The sequence below is a fragment of the Denitratisoma sp. agr-D3 genome, assembly GCF_054658675.1.
This window is the reverse complement of the sequence record NZ_BAAGIA010000002.1, coordinates 717,521-735,769: the sequence shown is the minus strand read 5'-3', so window position 1 is coordinate 735,769 and position 18,249 is coordinate 717,521. Positions and strand designations below refer to the sequence as shown.

The 18,249-nt window shown below is 67.0% G+C and carries 13 protein-coding genes; 4 read left to right on the top strand and 9 right to left on the bottom strand.

Annotation, left to right across the window (positions count from 1 at the left end; translation table 11 throughout):
• Positions 1–84 precede the first annotated feature (84 nt).
• Complete coding sequence (locus ACYQ2U_RS08515) at positions 85–837, top strand: HesA/MoeB/ThiF family protein (protein ID WP_459949928.1); 753 nt, start codon at positions 85–87, stop codon at positions 835–837.
• Between the two features lie 24 nt (positions 838–861).
• Here ACYQ2U_RS08515 and ACYQ2U_RS08510 read toward each other — a convergent pair whose 3' ends face one another.
• The 8 genes from ACYQ2U_RS08510 to ACYQ2U_RS08475 all read right to left on the bottom strand — a co-directional run bounded on the left by ACYQ2U_RS08510 (position 862) and on the right by ACYQ2U_RS08475 (position 12,886).
• Positions 862–1,347, bottom strand: a complete 486-nt coding sequence (locus ACYQ2U_RS08510) for a retropepsin-like aspartic protease family protein (protein ID WP_459949927.1) — start codon at positions 1,345–1,347, stop codon at positions 862–864.
• Positions 1,348–1,355: 8 nt separating this feature from the next.
• Complete coding sequence (locus ACYQ2U_RS08505) at positions 1,356–1,817, bottom strand: MOSC domain-containing protein (protein WP_459949926.1); 462 nt, start codon at positions 1,815–1,817, stop codon at positions 1,356–1,358.
• Positions 1,818–1,889: 72 nt separating this feature from the next.
• Positions 1,890–2,183 (bottom strand): hypothetical protein, encoded by a 294-nt coding sequence (locus ACYQ2U_RS08500; RefSeq protein ID WP_459949925.1) that lies wholly within the window; start codon positions 2,181–2,183, stop codon positions 1,890–1,892.
• Between the two features lie 90 nt (positions 2,184–2,273).
• Positions 2,274–4,928, bottom strand: coding sequence for a chemotaxis protein CheW (locus ACYQ2U_RS08495; RefSeq protein ID WP_459949924.1), 2,655 nt, complete (start codon positions 4,926–4,928; stop codon positions 2,274–2,276).
• Between the two features lie 299 nt (positions 4,929–5,227).
• On the bottom strand, positions 5,228–6,709 hold the full coding sequence (locus ACYQ2U_RS08490; protein ID WP_459949923.1) for an ArnT family glycosyltransferase: 1,482 nt from the start codon (positions 6,707–6,709) through the stop codon (positions 5,228–5,230).
• A complete protein-coding gene (gene tldD / locus ACYQ2U_RS08485) occupies positions 6,706–8,163 on the bottom strand; it encodes a metalloprotease TldD (protein ID WP_459949922.1) in 1,458 nt (485 codons plus the stop codon). Before tldD ends, ACYQ2U_RS08490 begins: the two co-directional genes overlap by 4 nt.
• A 17-nt stretch (positions 8,164–8,180) precedes the next feature.
• Positions 8,181–8,999, bottom strand: coding sequence for a carbon-nitrogen hydrolase family protein (locus ACYQ2U_RS08480; RefSeq protein ID WP_459949921.1), 819 nt, complete (start codon positions 8,997–8,999; stop codon positions 8,181–8,183).
• On the bottom strand, positions 8,999–12,886 hold the full coding sequence (locus tag ACYQ2U_RS08475; protein ID WP_459949920.1) for a YhdP family protein: 3,888 nt from the start codon (positions 12,884–12,886) through the stop codon (positions 8,999–9,001). Before ACYQ2U_RS08475 ends, ACYQ2U_RS08480 begins: the two co-directional genes overlap by 1 nt.
• Before the next feature lie 61 nt (positions 12,887–12,947).
• On the opposite strand from ACYQ2U_RS08475, the gene glnE reads away from it, so the two are divergent.
• The 3 genes from glnE to ACYQ2U_RS08460 all read left to right on the top strand — a co-directional run bounded on the left by glnE (position 12,948) and on the right by ACYQ2U_RS08460 (position 17,450).
• Positions 12,948–15,629: a bifunctional [glutamate--ammonia ligase]-adenylyl-L-tyrosine phosphorylase/[glutamate--ammonia-ligase] adenylyltransferase gene (gene glnE, locus ACYQ2U_RS08470; protein WP_459949919.1), complete on the top strand. Its 2,682-nt coding sequence runs from the start codon at positions 12,948–12,950 to the stop codon at positions 15,627–15,629.
• Positions 15,630–15,709: 80 nt separating this feature from the next.
• On the top strand, positions 15,710–16,948 hold the full coding sequence (argJ, locus tag ACYQ2U_RS08465; protein ID WP_459949918.1) for a bifunctional glutamate N-acetyltransferase/amino-acid acetyltransferase ArgJ: 1,239 nt from the start codon (positions 15,710–15,712) through the stop codon (positions 16,946–16,948).
• Between the two features lies 1 nt (position 16,949).
• The gene (locus tag ACYQ2U_RS08460; RefSeq protein ID WP_459949917.1) at positions 16,950–17,450 is read left to right on the top strand and encodes a cupin domain-containing protein; all 501 of its coding nucleotides are present in this window, start codon (positions 16,950–16,952) and stop codon (positions 17,448–17,450) included.
• 3 nt (positions 17,451–17,453) lie between these two features.
• On the opposite strand, the gene eutC is transcribed toward ACYQ2U_RS08460, so the two are convergent.
• Complete coding sequence (gene eutC / locus ACYQ2U_RS08455; protein WP_459949916.1) at positions 17,454–18,242, bottom strand: ethanolamine ammonia-lyase subunit EutC; 789 nt, start codon at positions 18,240–18,242, stop codon at positions 17,454–17,456.
• Positions 18,243–18,249: the final 7 nt, after the last annotated feature.

Here is an 18,249-nt window from a genome sequence, read left to right as displayed (position 1 = left end):
GCCCCTAGCCCCTAGCCCCTAGCCCCTAGCCCCTAGCCCCTAGCCCCTAGCCCCTAGCCCCTAGCCCCTAGCCCCTAGCCCCCGATGAACGACGAGCAACTGCTGCGCTACAGCCGCCACATCCTGCTGCCGGAAATCGACATCGAGGGTCAGGAAAAACTCCTGGCGGCGCGGGTGCTGATGATCGGTGCCGGCGGCCTCGGTTCGCCGGCGGCCCTCTACCTGGCTTCGGCCGGCGTCGGCAGCCTGACCATTGCCGACGGCGACACGGTGGATGCCAGCAACCTGCAACGGCAGATCCTCCATCGGCAAAGCACCGTCGGCCTGGCCAAGGTGGGCTCGGCGGTCAAGGCCCTGGCGGACATCAACCCGGCCTGTCGGGTGCTGCCACTGCACCAACGCCTGGAGGGCGACGACCTCGCTGCCCAAGTCGCGGCAGCCGACGTGGTGCTCGATTGCAGTGACAACTTCGCCACCCGTCATGCCGTGAACCGGGCCTGCGTCGCGGCGAAGAAACCCCTGGTCTCCGGCGCCGCCATCCGCTTCGACGGCCAGATCGCCGTGTTCGACCCGCGCCGGGGAAACGCGCCCTGCTACCACTGCCTGTTTCCCGAGGCGGAAGACGTGGAGGAACTGCGCTGCGCCGTCACCGGCATCTTCGCCCCGCTGACCGGCATCATCGGCGCCATGCAGGCGGCGGAAGCCCTCAAGCTGCTGATCGGTTGCGGCCGTCCCCTGGCGGGACGCCTGCTGCTGCTGGATGGCCTGGCCATGGAGTGGCGGGAAATCCGCGTGCCCCGGGACCCGGCCTGTCCGGTCTGTGCAGGCAGGGACTAAGCGACACAGCCACCAGCGTCCGCCTCAGGACCGGGGCCGCAGGATCAGACGGTCACCGTCCTGGATCACCGTCACATGGCGCAGGAAACTCTGGCCCAATAACGCGAGGTCTGGCCGTTCCAGCTCAAGCCCCACCGCCACCTCGATCGGCGCCACGGTCAGGCCGCCGGCCATGACCGTCTGCCCCGCCACCACCTCGCCGCGACGACTGCCGTTGGCGGTCTCAAACCGGGTCGGATAGCCGGCGGGCAAGCCCGCCCGCCGGGCGAATTCGGCAGAGACCGACACCGCACTGGCGCCGGTATCCACCATGAACACCAAGGTCTGGCCGTTGATGGCGCCTTGCAGGTAATAGTGACCGTCGCGGGAACGGGGAATCTCCACCTGACCCGATGTCGTCAGGGTCGCCGTGACCACCCGGGGCGACAAATAATGCGCGAACCCCCAATAGGCCCCCGCCATCAGGGCCAGCCACAGCAACAGCGCGCGCAAGTGCCAACGGCCACCCATGGGGGATATCAATCCAAGATCCGGAGCGCATCCCCGGGACGGATCTCGCCGCCGCGCAGGACGTCGGCGCGCAGACCACCCCGCCCGACCAGGGCCGCCACGATGGCGGCGGCCGACAAAGCGGTCGTCGCCAGCCGTTCCCCCAGGTGGGCACAGGGCTCGCACAACTCCACGCCACGCAGGAGGACGCCACCGACGACGAATCTCCGCCCCACCAGGTCATTGAGGCGTACGCCACGGATAATCAGGTTGCGCCGCATGTCCGCAGGCCCATAACCAGTGCCCAATGAACGATTGAAGGTGTCCACCGCTTCCGCCTCGATCAAGGTCAGGTTCTGCCCGGGCTCCGCCCCCTCGCGGCAGTAATGACGATCGCCGACAATGCCGCGACCGGCCTCTACCGTCACGACGGCAGGAAAGAGGGCGGCGGCGCCAGCGAGGGGAGCGATGACGATGCGTTCGACGGTCATGGCGAGCAGGGGAAAACGATGGCCGACTCTAGCACGGCCCCCGTCGCGAACGCCGCCGGGGTGAACGACGGACTAGTCGGCGGCCCGGCAACTGGCGGCCATGCCTTCCACCCGCTCCATTTCATGGGGCGCCAGGGCGACGCTGCTGGTGGCGACCCCGTCGGCGCAACTCCACCACATGGTGACCCAGGCCTGGCCGGCGGCATCCACCCGGTCCACTTCGCAGATCGAACCGATCATGAACTCCACCATGTCCCGGTCGTCATCCTCCAGGTCAGGGTCGGGGGTGACGGCGAGGATGCGCACCCGGTCGCCGGCTTGAAGGGGGACGCCCCTGGCGTCCCGGGTAATGGAAACGTTGCTCATGCTGGGCCCCTTTTGGCGTGAACGCGACAGGGCCATCGGCCCTGCCGGTCACGACGCAAGCCTCGGGCCAGGGCAGCGACCCTGTCGGGCTTAGCCGACCTGGATGTTGGCCGCGCCGGGGCCCGGATCCCGTCGACCAGCCAGGGGAATGGTGGCCGCCAGGGTTTCCTGGGTGCTGACACCGAGGCGGGCGGCGATGCGATCCACGCCCAACACCAGCAGCAGGTGGTCCTTCTCCGCGTTGTCCGGGGTGATGATGGCCTCCCCCAGCACGTTGCCGCCGGCCAGCATGGGCGGCAGGGGCTGCAAGCGGGTGGGCACGATCTCGGGGATCTCCCCCAGGCCGTCCACCAGGATGCCGAAGTGGGGACCGTCCCCCTTGCGCAGCACCACCACCTGGCGGTTGCTGCCCTCCAGGTGGGGGCCGGCATTGGCCAACTCGGCAATGTCGTAAACGGGAATCGGCATGCCGTGGTACATCAGGTAGCCGCCGAATCCGTCGCCGGCGCCGGGCACGGTGGTGATGCCCACCGGGTCCACCGCCTCCACCACGTTCTCGGAACGCAGACCGAACCAGGTGGCGCCGATGTGGAAGGTGGCGATTTCAACGCACTCGCCGCCCTGGCCCCGGTCGGAATGCACCGTGAGCTTTTGCACCTGGCGGCCCTGCTGCTTGGCCGCGACTTCGCACAGGGGCAGGAAGACCAGGGACAACACGTCGTTGCGATAGGGGTCGCCCTCGCCCTTGTATTCCCGGTAACCGGAACTCATGCGCCCGCCCACCGCGTAGTAGTGGTCGTCCAGGCGCACCACGTCGGCATGGGACTCACCGCCCTTGAGTCGGGCGAAGCCTTCGCCCAAGGGAAGCTTGCCACCAGGGGCGAACTGGTCGCCGGAGCAAGCGATCACGCTACCGTCCCGTTCGGCGAACAGGGCGAAGGCGCCGGGCAGCACTTGGCCGTTCTCATTGCGCGGCAGGGCATCCTGCAACATGGCGGCGAACTGGGGCTCGGCGTCGAAGACGATGCCCACGCCACCCACCACCTTGTCCCCCTCGGGGGCGAAAACGGCGGCGCCGTAAATGTAGGTGTGGCGATTGCGATAGAAGGGCGTGGTAGCGAAGGCGGACACGGCGTAGCCCTGGGAGTCGCTTTGGGCCAGGGTGCGGCGTACCCAATCCTCCGCCAGGCTGCTGCCCACCGCCGGCCCTTCTTCGGGCCGGGACACGGCTACCACCCTGCCCTGCTGATCGAACAGGATCAGGTTGCTATACACGGTGTATAGGCCGTTGATGTAGCCGAGAATGCCGGCCATGGCCTGTCCATCCTCGTCTGTCAGGCTGGGCTGGGCCAACTTGGCGCGGAAGGCGGAGGTCAGGGCCCACCAGCGGCAGTCGTTGGCCCGCTCGTAGAGGTTGCGGTCCATGATGTCGATGGCCAGGGACGCCAGGAAGCGGCTGTCCTGGAGGATCGAGGACACCACGGTTTCGTGCAGATTGGCGATGGACCGCTCGAACACGCTCTTGGTCTTGGCGCCGGTGTTGCTGATCTCCCAAAGCAGGATCTTGGAGAAGGTCGGGTTCATGGACTGGCGGGCGCTGCCCAGGTGCACGTTGCCGTTCCACACCGAGCGGTTGAGGTCGGCCTGGATCCTTTCCGCCTGGGCGGGAATGGAGCGCAGGGCCTCGCCGAACAGGGAGGGGCTGCGCATCACCGAGACCAGGACCTCCGCCGCCACGCCGCGCAGCATGGCCGAGGAGTCCTTGTTGAAGGCATGCTGCACCGGCAGCATGACGTGGCCGTACCAACCAGGCCCCTGGTAACCCTGATATCCATGGGTGGGTCGGGTGGTGGCCAGATATTCGCGACCGGCGAAGCGGATGATGCGGTACTCCGCGTCCAGCACCGGCTCCAGGGGCGTGCCGAGGGGAATGTGGAAGGGATCGGAACTTGCCACCACCTTGCCATCGGCGTCAAGCAGGGTGATCACCTCCCAATCCTCCTCGGACCCCAGATCGGCGAAGATGCGCGCCATTTCGTTCTCGAAGCGGAAGCACAGGCACAGCACGCCGATGGCCTGGTCCTGCTCGTCGCAGACCCGGTAGGAATACACCAGGGAGGACTTGCCCGGCAGCAGGTCGTGCACCCGGCTGGTTTCCACGTAGGCCGCGGTGGTTTGCAGGGCTTCCTGGAGCAAGGGGTCTTCGCTGCGCTCCACGGTCACCGTATCGTCGAGCCGGGCCAGCACCTTGCCCGTCGTGTCCATCAGGACGATGTCGGAATACACCGAATACTTGCTGACGTACTCGGCGAAGCGCTGGCGCAGGGTATTGCGCAGGGCGTCCAGTTCCTGGTTGTAATGGATGTTGCCGGACTTCTCGGCCACCTCCCGCAGATAGCGGCGGATGTCGTCGTCCGTGGCGAGGAAACCGATGTCGGCGGTGCGCTCGAACAAGTTGCGCACCAGGATGTCGATGGCCACCTGGGCCTTGGCCTTCATCTCCAGCACCGACTTCTTCAGGTTTTCGCTGCACAACTGGTTGAGCAGGCTGCTGGTGAGATGATTGAAGGCCTGACGGGTGGAACTCATGTCGGTGCCGGCGCCGGACAACTGGCCCAGCAGGGTCAGGTTGTCCCACACGGCTTGCAGGCTTTGCAGGACTTCGCGGTACTCTTCCACCGCGTTCATGTGACGGATGACACCGACGAGGTCGTCATCCAATTCAATGGTTTTATAGTGGGCCATGGCGACCTCCGGGTCGGGCGATCAGTTTTGTTCAGTTGAAGGACAAAAAACGACTCTGCTCTGCACCACTATGTTCTTATCGGGTGTATCCCCGTTTGTGACGTATAAGCATACGCGAACTTCGCGTATTTCCGTCAACTATTCAATGCTCAACGATAGACCGTCCGTTCTGGCCCGGGTTTCAACGCGGCCGGGACGATAACACGCCTGCCGACATTCCATCGACATATACATGTTCGTTCGTGAAAATTTCACTCTGATGTCCCGCTGCCCCCTGTGGAGCGGGGATGGGCGTCAGCTCAGGGGCTGGCGGGAATGAAACGATAAAGGCTGGCGTTGCCCACCCGCGCCAATCGCTCGAGACGGGGGGCCAGGGCAGGTGGCAGGCCGTTGCGCACCCGGGCGTCCAGCACCAGCAGCAGGGCGGGCGTCGGCCGATGGAGAAATTCCGCCAGGGTCGGATAGCGCGCTTCGTCCCTGGGCACCAAGCCGAGGCCGAAACGCAAATCGGCACTTTGCTGGTCCACCACGCCCAAGGGCTGCTGTAAATAGAAGGGCAGGGCCGAATAGTCCTCGAAGTCCTGATAGAGGAACAAAGGCAGTGCCCCCTGCTCGCCCCGCGCCTCGGCCTGGATGCGGGCGGCCATCGTCCGCGCGGAAAAGGCCGTCTCGGTGCGGGCGGCGTAGGCCAGCAGCCAGACTACCGCCGGCACCAGGGCACAGCCCAGCAGCAACACCGCGGCCTGGACGCGGCCCGGTTGGCGCGCCCAAGCGTAGTCCACCGCCTGGGCGGCCAGCAGCGCCAAACCGGGCAGGCAGACCAGGATGTAGTAATTGGCCTTGGCGCTGGACGCGCTAAAGAACACCAGCGGCGCTAGGACGCAGGCCCAGAGGAACGCCCGCTCCCGCCGCTGCTCAGGCGCCAGCCGCAACCACCCGGCCAGCACCGCCCCAGGCCACCAGGGCAGGGCCATCAGCGCCAACCGGGGAAGATAGTAGAAGGGCGTGCCCGAGTAGTAATCCTTGGGTACCCGCAGACCGAGGAAACGCAGCACGTGCTCGTTGATGAAATAGAACCAGGAAAACTCCGGCAGGGTCCAGGCGGCGACCAAGTGCCAGGGGGCCGCCACCCCCAGGAACACGCCCCAGGCCGAAGGGGCGGCGAGGAAGGCCAGGTGGTCACGCCACTGTGCCCGGCCCGCAGAGAGCAACCAGCCCAGCCAGACCAGACCGTAGAGGGCCAGGGCCACCAAGCCCTTGGTCAGTACGGCCAGGGCCAGGGCCGCCATGCCCAGCCACAATAGACGGCGCTGCCCCCGCAGCAGGGCCAGGCGAGCCAATAACAGGGCACTGGTGAGCAAGGCCGAGAGCAGGGCATCGGTCATGGCCACCTTGGACATCATGACGAAGCCGGCACTGGTCCCCAACAGAAATGCTGCCAGGAAACCGAAACGGGGGCCCGCCACCTGGCGGCCGTAGGCATACACCGCCCCCAGGCACAGCAGCCCCGCCGCGACCGGCACCAGTCGCACCGCCCAGTCGGCAACGCCGAACAGATGCAGCGAGGCGGCGATGGCCCAATACAGCAGGGGCGGCTTCTCGATGTAGGGCAGGCCGTTGAGGTGGGGGATGACCCAGTCCTGCCAGGCGCTCGATTGCAGCATCTCCCGCCCGATCTCGGCGTACATGCCCTCCACGTTGTTGAGCAGGCCGAAATCGCCCAATCCCCAACACAGCAGGACCACCGGCAGCAGCAGGGCCGCCGGCAGGTATCGGGTCAAGCCGTGCCCCCCACGGTCAGGCCGTCGATGCGCAGGGTGGGCTGGCCGACGCCGACGGGCACGCTCTGGCCTTCCTTGCCGCAGGTGCCGACACCGGGGTCCAGAGCCAGGTCGTTGCCGATCATGGAGACCCGGGTCAACACGTCAGGGCCGTTGCCGATCAGGGTGGCACCCTTGACCGGGGTGGTGATCTTGCCGTTCTCGATCAGATAGGCCTCGGCGGCGGAAAAGACGAACTTGCCGCTGGTGATGTCCACCTGGCCGCCGCCGAAGTTGGCGGCGTAGAGGCCCTTCTTCACCGACTTGATGATTTCCTCCGGGCTCTTGTCGCCGGCCAGCATGATGGTGTTGGTCATGCGCGGCAGGGGCAGGTGGGCGAAGGATTCGCGGCGGCCGTTGCCGGTGGGCTCGACGCCCATCAGGCGGGCATTGAGACTGTCCTGCAAATAGCCCTGGAGGATGCCGTCCTCGATCAACACGGTGCGCCGGGTCGGGTTGCCTTCATCGTCCACATTGAGGGAACCGCGCCGGTCCGCCAGGGTGCCGTCGTCCACCACGGTGACGCCGGGGGCGGCGACCCGCTCGCCGATGCGGCCAGCGAAGACGGAACTGCCCTTGCGGTTGAAGTCCCCCTCCAGGCCGTGGCCGATGGCCTCGTGGAGCAGGATGCCCGGCCAGCCGCTGCCCAGCACCACGGTCATGGTGCCGGCCGGGGCGGGCTTGGCGGAAAGATTGACGCTGGCCTGGTGCACAGCCTTTTGCGCGTAGTCCTTGAGCACGGCATCGGTGAAATAGCCGTAGTCGTAACGGCCGCCGCCGCCGGAGGAGCCCTGCTCGCGCTTGCCCTTGTCCTCCATCAGCACGGTGATCGAAACCCGCACCAAGGGCCGCACGTCGGCCGCCATTTGGCCGTCGGAGCGGGCCACCAGCACCACTTCCCAGGTGCCGGCGATGTGGGCCATGACCTCCTTGACGCGGGGATCGGCGGCCCGGGCGAAGCCTTCCAGCCGCTCCAGCAGCTTCACCTTGGCCACGTCGGAAAGGGAGGCGATGGGGTCTTCCGCGCCATAAAGCGCCACGGGTGCGCGGCCCTTGAGGATGGGCGCCAGTTTGCGGCTGCCGGCGGCGGCAATGGCCCGGGTGGCCTGGGCGGCGGATTCCAGGGCCGACAGGCTGATGTCGTCGGAGTAGGCAAAGGCGGTCTTTTCCCCGGCGATGGCGCGCACGCCGACCCCCTGTTCGATGTTGAAGCTGCCCGACTTGACGATGCCCTCCTCCAGGCTCCAGGCCTCGGAACGGGCGTACTGGAAATAGAGATCGGCGTAGTCCACCTGGTGGCCGAACATCTGGCCGAAGACCCGCTCCAGGCGGGCCGGGGTCAGGTTGTAGGGCGCCAGCAGGCAACGCTCGGCGGTCAGGTAGTGGTTCAGGGCCTTTTCGGCGGATGCGCTCATGTCGGGGTCACCGGAATTCAAGGAATTTTTCGATGCTGCAATGCTGGCAGAGAAGTGCGCACTTCCGCAATCCTCGCCGGGTCGATGACGGCCGTCAACACGCCCTCGCCCTTGTCCATGCGGGCCAGGACCTGGCCCCAGGGATCAATGATCATACTGTTGCCGTGGGTCATGCGCCCCGTGGGATGGCGTCCGCCCTGGGCCGATGCCAGCACGTAGCACTGGTTTTCCACTGCCCGGGCCCGCAGCAGCAGTTCCCAGTGGGCCTGTCCCGTGGTCTCGGTGAAGGCCGCCGGCAGGGCGAGCATGTCCATCGGCCCCAACTGGCGGAACAGCTCGGGAAAGCGCAGGTCGTAGCAGATGCCCACGCCGAGCCGGCCGAAGGGGGTGTCCAGGGCCAGGGGGCGGTCCCCGGCCTCGATGGTGGCGGACTCGTCGTAGTGCTCGTCGCCCTTGCGGAAACCGAACAGGTGGATCTTGTCATAGCGCCCCCGGGCCTGTCCCTGGTCATCGTAGATCAGCAGGCTGTTGCGCAGCTTGGCCGGATCGTCCGCCGCCAGGGGAATGGACCCGGCCACCAGCCAGATGCCGAGGCGACGGGCGGTGGCGGCAAGGAAATCCTGGATCGGCCCGCTACCTTCCGTCTCCCGCGCCGCCAGGCGTTCGGCATCGCCGGCACCGATGAAGGGAAAGTACTCGGGCAGCACCGCTAGGTGGGCGCCGGCTGCCGCGGCCTCGGTCAACAGGCGCTCGGCCGTGACCAGATTGGGCGCCACGGCGGGTGCGGAAATCATCTGCACCACGGCGACCGTGACGGCTTGGGCGGGGGTCGTCATCACTTGCCCTCCTTGGCTTCCTTGGGCACGCCGCCGCCGAGTTTTTCCACCTTGGGATCGGCCCAGGCGCCGGTGACGCCGTATTCAAAAGCGAAAATCTGGTCCAGGGGCCGGCCGAACAATTTGTTGGCCACCCAGTAGGCGGCACCCACGGCGGGATGGGCCAGCACCAGACCGGTGGTCACCGTCTCGCCCAGGGCCGGCTGCACCCGTACCTTCAGGTTCTGGGTTTCCTTGGACAAATCCACGGTGCCCTGCATGGCGATCAGGGCGGCGGGCCCCTTGATCTCCAGATCCCGGGTGTCGAGCACGCCCCGGTTCACCACGGCATTGCCCTCGATGCTGTCGAAGGCGAAGCCCTCGCTGAAGATATCGCGGAAGTCCAGGGTGATCCGGCGCGGCAGGGATTGCAGGCTGATGATGCCCAGCAACCGCCCCACCCCCGGTTCCATCTTGTTGAACTGGCCGTCCTTGAGCTGGAACTTCACGCTGCCCGCCAGGCTCGGGTAGTCCAGCCCCTGGGGCGGGCCGTTCCAGGTCAGCCGTCCTTCCAGGGTCCCGCTGCCGCGGCGCACGGCATTCACCGTGCCGAGGCGGGCCAGCAGTTTTTCCAGGCTCTTCACGTTGAGCTTGAAATCCACCGCCGTGTCCGCGGCGCTGGCATCGGGACGCCAGCGCCCCTCGCCGCTGAGGGTCGCATCGTCGTTCTGCACGTTGAAGTTGGCGCTCCAGAAACCACCGCGATTTTCCGCCGCCACCTTGAGCTGACCGAAGTCCTTGCCGGCCCAGACGAAGCGGTCGAAGGTCAGGTCCAGGGCCGGCAGCTCATCGCTCTCGTCGCTGCCCGTGCCGCCGCCGCTGGTCGCCTCGGTCCCCGTGGCGGCGCTTTCCGGCAGGGTGAACTGGCTGATGCGGCCCACCAGCTTGCCTTTGCCCGTGCCTACCCAGTCGAAGCGGCCGACGATCTCGCGGCTGCGCAAATCCGCCAGCCAATGGTCGTTGCGCAACTGCCCCTGGAGCCGCAGCTCGTGGATGCGACGACCGCCAGCCACCACCTCGTCGGCGCGCAGATCCACCTGGTTCAGGTCCAGGCCGCCGTCACCCTCGGCGGCCTTGGCACCGCCCTTGGCGGCCAGCAGATGGCGCCAGTAGTCCGCGTCCACCCGGCTGGCGCTGAGGGCGAACAACGTGCCCCGCTCCGGCAGGCGGGGCGGCGTGTTGATGCCGATGAATCCGCGCTCCACCTGGCTTTCCGCGCCGCTGGTGTTGCGCAACAACTGCACCCGCAGACTGCGGCCGAGGCTGACGTCGATCAGATCGCGGCTGGCGGCCTTGCTCCGTGCTGGCACCAGGCGGGCCTCGGGGGTCTTGCGCTCGAGGACGAAGGGACGGGCCTCGGTGGCGGCCTTGTTGAAGGGCTCCGGCAGGGCGATGGAAATGCCCTTCAGGTCGCTGCTGATGCGGATCTCGGGGTTGCGTTTTTTCACCCGCACCGTGCCCTCCCAGCGGGTGCTGCCGGTGACGTGGTCGAACAGGGGCGCCAGGGAGGCGATGGGGGAAGAAGGAATGTATTTGCGCAGGGCCAGGGCGGTGGCCTCGCCCTGGGCGTCCACCGCCACCAGGCCGTCGCCCAGGGTTTTCACCTCCAGGCCCATGGCGCCGCCCAGGCTGCGGGCACGGATGTCCTTGGCGCCGATGCCGTTCTCGGTGAACTCCAACTTGCCGCGCACGTCCTCGAAGGTCGGCACCCCCGGCGTCACCAGCAGGCGGTCGCCGTCGAAACGGAACACCCCGGCCACCTTGGTATCCACCACGTGGCGCAGGGGCATGGTCAGCTTCAGGTCCAGTTCGCCGTCGCCGCTGCCGCTCATGTCAGCGGTGGCGTGGTCGATGCGGTTGCCCACCGGACTGGCCTCGATGAACTTGAGGAAGGACTGCACGTCGCCCTTGGCCTTGCCGTGGATCAGCATCATCTCCTCGTTGGCCATCAGGTCGGGCAGTTCCGCCGTCACCGGGCCGAGCACGGTGCCCATCAGGCTGGCGCGCTGGGCGCTGATCAGCATGCGCGCCTTGTCGAACAGCAACTCGCCCTGGACGCCGTCGATACGGGGCCAGCCTGGAGCGTAGTTGAGCACGGCATCGAAAATGCGGCCCTGGATGCGGAAAGTGCCCGAGCCGTCGGTGAAGGGGAAGCGGGCCAGGTCGCCCTTGAGCTTGAGGCTGACGTTCTCGGCGTGACCGGAAACGATGCCGACCTTGAGCCAGGCCGCCACGTCGGGATTGACCACCTTGGGCATGTACTTCCACACCGCGTTACCCTCGCCCCGGCTGAGCAGGGCCTCCAGGTCCAGCACCGGCTGTTGCCCGGCCTTGCTGCGGATGCTGCCGCTGGCGCTGCCCTCGGCGTCCCGGTTGCGGAAGGCACTGCGATCCAGGTAGAGGTCGTAATCGCTGCCGTTGCGCTTCCAGCGGCCCTGGACCTCCAGCTTGTCGAAAGCCAGGTGCGACTCGGCGAACACGGCGGGCAGGTCCAGGCCGGCATCCTTGCTGGCGATCTCGAAGCGGCCGCCCTTTTCCGTGCCGTCGATGCTGCCGCTGATGCCGCTGCCGCCGGGCACGCTGCCCTCGCCCACCCAGGCCAGGTCTTCAAACCGGCCAACGGCGCGATAGTGTTCGAAGGGGTCCTGACGACCGCTCCAGCTCAGGCTCAGGTCGCGGAAGCGGCCCTGGGGATCATGTTTGGCCAGGCCCTGGCGCACGGCTTCAGGCAAGGGCAAGTGCTCCGCCAAGCGGACCAGGCGCGCCAGGTCCAGATGGTTGGCGCTCAATTCGCCGGCCAGGGGCTGCCAGCGCACATGGCAATCCAGGGGTTCGATGCGGATGCCATCGGCGGTCGCCAACGTCAGCTTGCTGCTGCTCAGCTCGAAGCCCCCTTCCAGGCGCTTGGCTTGCAGCCGGCCCTGGAGACGGGTCAAGTCGAGCATGGGCAGTTCCTTGGCCAGGCGCAGGGAAACATTGCTCAAGGACAGGTCGGCCGTGGCGGCCACCGGCTCGGTGCCGGCCAGGTCCAGCCACAGGCGCAGGCCGCCGCTGCCCTTGGGTAATTCCAGCGGATAGTCCACCCAGGTGCGCCACACCGCCAGGTCGGCGTAGTCCAGTTCGACATAGGCCTGCCCCTGCCAGTCGGCCGGATGGGCCAGATCGTCACCGCGAAAATCGCCGCGCAGATCGAAACGGGCCGCCAGGGCGGGGGGGGGCAAGGCGGTCAGGCCGAAACGATGGCGGCTGCCATTGTTCACCAGGTTGAAGTTCAACTGGGTCAGGGCCAGGGGCGGCGCCTGACGCCATTCGTCGGTCCAGGTGATGGCGGCGTCCCGCACCACGATCTGGTGCTGCTTGAGCAACCAGTCGGCCACGCCGGGTTCGTTGCTTCGGGTATCGATTTCCAGGCCGGCGACGAACAGCCGCCCTTCCTGGTCGCGCCGCACGGCCAACTGGGGCGACAGGATTTCCAGGCGATGAAGCTTGGGCTCCAGGGCCAGCAGGGAGGTCCAGCCCAGCACCGCCTGCACCTGGTCGAAACTCAAGGCGGCCCGCCGATCGCGGTCACGGATCTCCAGTCCGGACAGAATCAGGCGGGGACGCAGGCCCTGCCAGTCCGCCTCCAGCCGCGCCACGGCCACCGTCAGATGCAGGCTGCGGCTCAGGGCCGCTTCCAGCTCGGCGCGGTAGTTGCCCACCTGGGGCAGCACCACGTAGCGCAGCGCCAGCACCAGCAGGGCGAAGAGGACATAGGCCGTACCCAGGCCCCAGGCGAGCCAGCGCGCCCAGCGTTGCTGCCATAGGGAGGAAAGGAGGCGGGAAAGACCGGGCTGCTTGACGGACATTAAAAGGGGGCGGCGGCGCCGGGGCTAGAATTCCGGCTGATTGATAGAGCCGGAATTTTACATGACCCAGATCAACACCCTGCTGCCCTATTCCCGCTATCTGAGCCGTCTTTTTGCCGCCCGTCCCGCCCTCGCCGAGGAAATGGCCGGATGTTGGCAAACGCCCCCCGACCGGGAGGCGATGGTGGCCTGGCTGGCGCGGCAGGACATCCGAGAGGACAACCTCAAGCCGGTACTGCGCCACTTCAAGCAATGGGCCTACGCCTGGATCGCCCTGCGCGACCTGGCGGGCCTTGCCCCCCTGAGGGAGGTCACCGAGGTCTTGACCCTGATCGCCGAACTGGCGGTGGCGCGGGCCCAGGCCGTGCTCGGCGCCAGTTTCGAGGCCCGTTACGGGGTTCCGCGCAACGCCGCCGGGCGGGCGCAACAGTTGATCGTGCTGGGCATGGGCAAGCTGGGGGGGCGGGAACTCAACGTCTCCTCGGACATCGACCTGATTTTCGTCTATCCCGAGGATGGCGACACCGACGGCGAACAGGCGGGGCTCAAGTCCATCTCCAACTTCGAGTTTTTCACCCGCCTGGGCCGCCAGTTGATCAACGCCATCGGCGAGATCACCGAGGACGGCCAGGTGTTCCGGGTGGACATGCGACTGCGGCCCAACGGCGACTCCGGTCCCCTGGTATGCAGTTTCGACATGCTGGAGAACTACTTCATCAGCCAGGGCCGGGAATGGGAGCGTTATGCCTGGATCAAGGCGCGACCCATGACCGGCGAGCGCTGGGACGAACTGGAGGCCATCCGCCGCCCCTTCGTCTTCCGCAAGTACCTGGACTTCGGCGCCATCAACGCCATGCGCGACCTGCACGCCCAGATCCGGCGCGAGGTGGCGAAAAAGGACATGGCGGGCAACGTCAAGCTGGGCCCGGGGGGCATCCGCGAGATCGAATTCCTCGCCCAGGTGTTCCAACTGATTCGCGGCGGCCGGGAAACCGCCCTGCAAATCAAGCCCACCCTCCAGGTCCTGGACCTGCTGGCCCAGCGCGGCATCCTCAGCGCCACCAGCCGGGACGGCCTGAGCCGGGCCTACGACTTCCTGCGCCGGGTGGAGCACCGGCTGCAATACCTGGACGACGCCCAGACCCACCACCTGCCGGCCAACACGGAAGACCAGGCCCTGGTCGCCGCCGCCATGGGCTTCGACAGCTACGAGGGACTGCTCTACGAGCTGGACGACCACCGCCAGCTGGTGTCGCGTCATTTCGACGAGGTTTTCTCCGACCCCAATCGCGACGGCCACAGCCTGGACGGCCTGTGGCAACACGCCGGCAGCACCGACCAGTGCGGCGCCCTGCTGGAGGAGCTGGGCTTCCGCCAGGTGCCGGAAGTCGCCCAGCGCCTGGCTGCCCTGCGTTCGGCGGCCCGCTACCAGCAGATGGCGACGGGCATCCGCGAGCGCTTCGACGCCCTGATTCCCCGCGCCATCGAGGCCGCCGCCGCCACGCCCCACCCGGACGAGACCCTGACCCGGCTGCTCGACCTGTTGGAAAGCATTTCCCGCCGCGCCGCCTATCTGGCCCTGTTGCAGCAATATCCCCAGGCCCTGCAAAAGGTGGCCGAACTGGCCGGCAGCTCGGCCTGGGCCGCCCAGTACCTGCAACAACACCCCATCCTGCTCGACGAACTGCTCGACCCGCGCCTGCTGGAGGCGGGCCACGACTGGCAACAGTTCCGCGCCGACCTGCACCGTCGCCTGAGCGAAGCCGAACCCGATGCCGAGCGGCAGATGGACCTGCTGCGGGAAGCCCACCACGCCCAGACCTTCCGCCTGCTGACCCAGGACGTTTCCGGCCTGCTGCCCTTGGAGAGCCTCTCCGACCACCTGTCGGAACTGGCCGACATCATGGTGGACCTGGCCCTGGAATTCGCCTGGAAGAAGGTGCTGACCCGGCACCGGGACGATCCCAAGTTCGCCGTCATCAGCTACGGCAAGCTGGGGGGCAAGGAGTTGGGCTATTCCTCCGACCTGGACATGGTGTTCCTCTACGAGGACGACGACCCCAACGCCGAACAGGTCTATTCGCGCCTCTCCACCCGGCTCAACACCTGGCTGTCGGCCCAGACCTCCGCCGGCCAGTTGTTCGAAACCGACCTGCGTCTGCGGCCCAACGGCGAATCGGGACTGGTGGTGGTGAGCCTGGAGGGCTTCCGCAAATACCAGTTGGAAAATGCCTGGGTCTGGGAACACCAGGCCCTAACCCGGGCCCGCTTCAGTGCCGGCGACAGGGCCATCGGCGCCAAGTTCGAACAGATCCGCAGCGAAATCCTGCGCCAGCAACGGGACCCGGCCAAGCTCAAGGAAGAAGTCCTGTCCATGCGCCAGCGCATGATCGACAACCACGGCACCAAGGGCGACGAGCGGGAAACCCGGTTCGACCTCAAGCAGGACCCAGGCGGCCTGATCGACGTGGAGTTCATCATCCAGTACCTGATCCTGGGCCACGCCCACGAGCATCCCGAACTGTGCGGCAACCTGGGCAACATCGCCCTGCTGCGCATCGCCGCCGGCATCGGCCTGATTCCCCAGGACCTGGCGGAACAGGTGCGGGGCGCCTATCGGGAATACCGTCGACTGCAACACAGCCTGCGCCTCAACAACCGCAAGAGCGTGGTGGCGCGGGATAGTGTCGAACCCCAGGTCGACGCCGTGCGCCGTCTCTGGCGTGTAGTATTCGGCGACTAATTTAGCGTCGCGCTATTTACCCCGCTATTTACCCTTTACCTCCTCTACCGTTCCCCCGTCTTTTTCACGTACTCGCCACCATGCCCGTCAATTACGCCACCCCCGCCGCCGATCAACTCTTTCCCGTCGCTGGGGTCCGCCTGGGGGTCACCCAGGCCGGTATCCGCAAGAAAGACCGCTACGACCTGACCCTGATCGCCCTGGACGAAGGCAGCCAGGCCGCCGGCGTGTTCACCAAGAACCGTTTTTGCGCCGCCCCCGTCACCCTCTGCCGGGAACATCTGGCCGCCAGCAATGCCGTGCGCGCCCTGGTGATCAACACCGGCATCGCCAACGCCGGCACCGGTGCCCCGGGCATGGCCGCCGCCGTGGCCACCTGTGCCGCCGTGGCCGCCGAACTGGACATCGAGCAGCACCAGGTGCTGCCCTTCTCCACCGGCGTGATCCTGGAACTGCTGCCCGCCGACAAGGTGATCGACGGTCTGGCCGCCTGCAAGGCCGCCCTCAAGGCCGACGGTTGGCACGCCGCCGCCCACGCCATCATGACCACCGACACCATCGCCAAGGCCGCCTCGCGCCAGGTGGAGATCGGTGGCAAGACCGTGACCATCACCGGCATGTCCAAGGGCGCGGGCATGATCAAGCCCAACATGGCCACCATGCTGGGCTTCGTCGCCACCGACGCCGGCATCGCCCCGGCCCTGCTGCAACAACTGGTGAAGGAAGCCGCCGACCACTCCTTCAACTGCATCACCGTGGACGGCGACACCTCCACCAACGATTCCTTCATCCTCATCGCCACCGGCAAGTCGGGCCTGCAAGTCAATGATGCCGGCACCCCCGAATGGCCTGCCCTCAAGGCCGCCGTCATCGCCGTGGCGCAAGAGTTGGCCCAGGCCATCGTCCGCGACGGCGAAGGCGCCACCAAGTTCATGACCATCGCCGTCGAAGGCGGCAAGGATGTGGAAGAGTGTCGCAAGGTGGCCTACGCCATCGGCCACTCGCCCCTGGTGAAAACCGCCTTCTTCGCCTCGGACCCCAACCTGGGCCGCATCCAGGCCGCCGTGGGCTATGCCGGCATCGACGACCTGGACGTATCCCAGACCCGCATCTGGCTCGCCAGCAATGGCGAAGAAGCCCTGGTTTCCGAACACGGCGGCCGCGCTGCCGGCTACACCGAGGAAACCGGCTCCCGCATCATGAAGGCCGCCGAGATCACCGTGCGCGTCCACCTGGGCCGGGGCACGGCATCCGCCACGGTGTGGACCTGCGACCTGTCCTACGACTACGTCAAGATCAACGCCGACTACCGGAGCTGACATGCCGCGCGCACCCATCGCCAATCTGGATGAAGTGGTGCTGAGCGACCATCTGCGGGGCGAGCGTTACCAGGCTCGCTTTGCCTCCCTGGCGCCCCTGATCGGCGCCCAGCAACTGGGCGCCCGTCTTTGCATCCTGCCGCCGGGCAAGGCAGCGTGGCCCTTCCACGCCCACAGCGTGAACGAGGAGATGGTGGTGGTGCTCGCCGGCCATGGACGTCTTCGCCTGGGCGCGGAGGACCACGCCATCCGCGCCGGAGACGTGGTGTCCCTGGTTCCCGGCGGACCGGAGAGCGCCCACCAGATCGTCAACGACAGCGATGCCGAGTTGCGTTACCTCGCCATTTCCACCATGAAGCAACCGGACGTACTCTTTTATCCGGACTCGGAAAAATTTGGCGTGCTGGTAGGCACCGCTCCCGGCTCAAAAACCGGCGAGCGGACGTTCGAGTTCTTTGGCCACGTCGCCGACGGCAAGGACTACTGGCACGGCGAGGAGTAGTCCTCAGTCCAGCAGGGGAGCGGAAGCCCCCGGCGGCAAGCTGTCACTATCGTCCTTGAGGTCCACGCCGGAACGACCGAGACGCCGCGCGCCGGCGATGAGAAACGCCAATTTTCGGGCGGCCTCGGGATAATCCAAACCCTCCGGGCGCACGTTGGAAATGCAGTTCCGGTCGGCATCGGTGAGTCCCACGCGGGGCCGGCTGGTGAGGTAAACACCCAGGCTGTCCGGGGAGGAAAGCCCCGGCCGTTCGCCGATCAGGACGACCACCATCTCCGCGCCAAGCAATTGCCCCACCTCGTCGCCCAGGGCCACCCGGGCTTGGGTGGCGATCACCACCGGCGACTCGCGGATTTCCGGCAGATAGGGCGTCAAGGCTTGCAGCAGGGCCTGGCTGTGGGTCTGGCAGGCCAGGGAAGACAAGCCGTCTGCCGCGACGAAAGCCAGTTTCGGCGCATCGCCCCACAAAGTGGCGGCGTTGGCCTGCAACAGGGCGGCACTCTCCTGGGCCAGACGCCGTCCCCAATCGGGCCGGCGCAAATAGGCACTGCGGTTTTCCGCCTGGCTGGTCACCGCCAGGGTGGCGAAGCCCGCCTCGTGAAAGCGCGCTTGCATGACCGTTACGTCCAGGGGTTGATGCACGGCGTCGCGGGCCTGGGCATGGGCCAGGCCGAAGCGCAGTACCTCGGCGGTGGGCAGGCTGACGCCGCTGCGGCCCAGGGCGATGCGCGCCTGGGTAAACGCCCGCAATTGCTGCCAGGGATCTCGGATCAGGGAAGGAGGCGTACTCATGACGGAA

What these genes read in the sequence shown, in the direction of transcription:
- ACYQ2U_RS08515 (WP_459949928.1), top strand. Translation starts at nt 85, where the DNA reads ATGAACGACGAGCAACTGCTGCGCTACAGCCGCCACATCCTGCTGCCG.
- argJ (WP_459949918.1), top strand. Translation starts at nt 15,710, where the DNA reads ATGCCCGTCAATTACGCCACCCCCGCCGCCGATCAACTCTTTCCCGTC.
- ACYQ2U_RS08460 (WP_459949917.1), top strand. Translation starts at nt 16,950, where the DNA reads ATGCCGCGCGCACCCATCGCCAATCTGGATGAAGTGGTGCTGAGCGAC.
- ACYQ2U_RS08505 (WP_459949926.1), bottom strand. Translation starts at nt 1,817, where the DNA reads ATGACCGTCGAACGCATCGTCATCGCTCCCCTCGCTGGCGCCGCCGCC.
- tldD (WP_459949922.1), bottom strand. Translation starts at nt 8,163, where the DNA reads ATGAGCGCATCCGCCGAAAAGGCCCTGAACCACTACCTGACCGCCGAG.
- eutC (WP_459949916.1), bottom strand. Translation starts at nt 18,242, where the DNA reads ATGAGTACGCCTCCTTCCCTGATCCGAGATCCCTGGCAGCAATTGCGG.
- ACYQ2U_RS08510 (WP_459949927.1), bottom strand. Translation starts at nt 1,347, where the DNA reads ATGGGTGGCCGTTGGCACTTGCGCGCGCTGTTGCTGTGGCTGGCCCTG.
- glnE (WP_459949919.1), top strand. Translation starts at nt 12,948, where the DNA reads ATGACCCAGATCAACACCCTGCTGCCCTATTCCCGCTATCTGAGCCGT.
- ACYQ2U_RS08500 (WP_459949925.1), bottom strand. Translation starts at nt 2,183, where the DNA reads ATGAGCAACGTTTCCATTACCCGGGACGCCAGGGGCGTCCCCCTTCAA.
- ACYQ2U_RS08495 (WP_459949924.1), bottom strand. Translation starts at nt 4,928, where the DNA reads ATGGCCCACTATAAAACCATTGAATTGGATGACGACCTCGTCGGTGTC.
- ACYQ2U_RS08480 (WP_459949921.1), bottom strand. Translation starts at nt 8,999, where the DNA reads ATGACGACCCCCGCCCAAGCCGTCACGGTCGCCGTGGTGCAGATGATT.
- ACYQ2U_RS08475 (WP_459949920.1), bottom strand. Translation starts at nt 12,886, where the DNA reads ATGTCCGTCAAGCAGCCCGGTCTTTCCCGCCTCCTTTCCTCCCTATGG.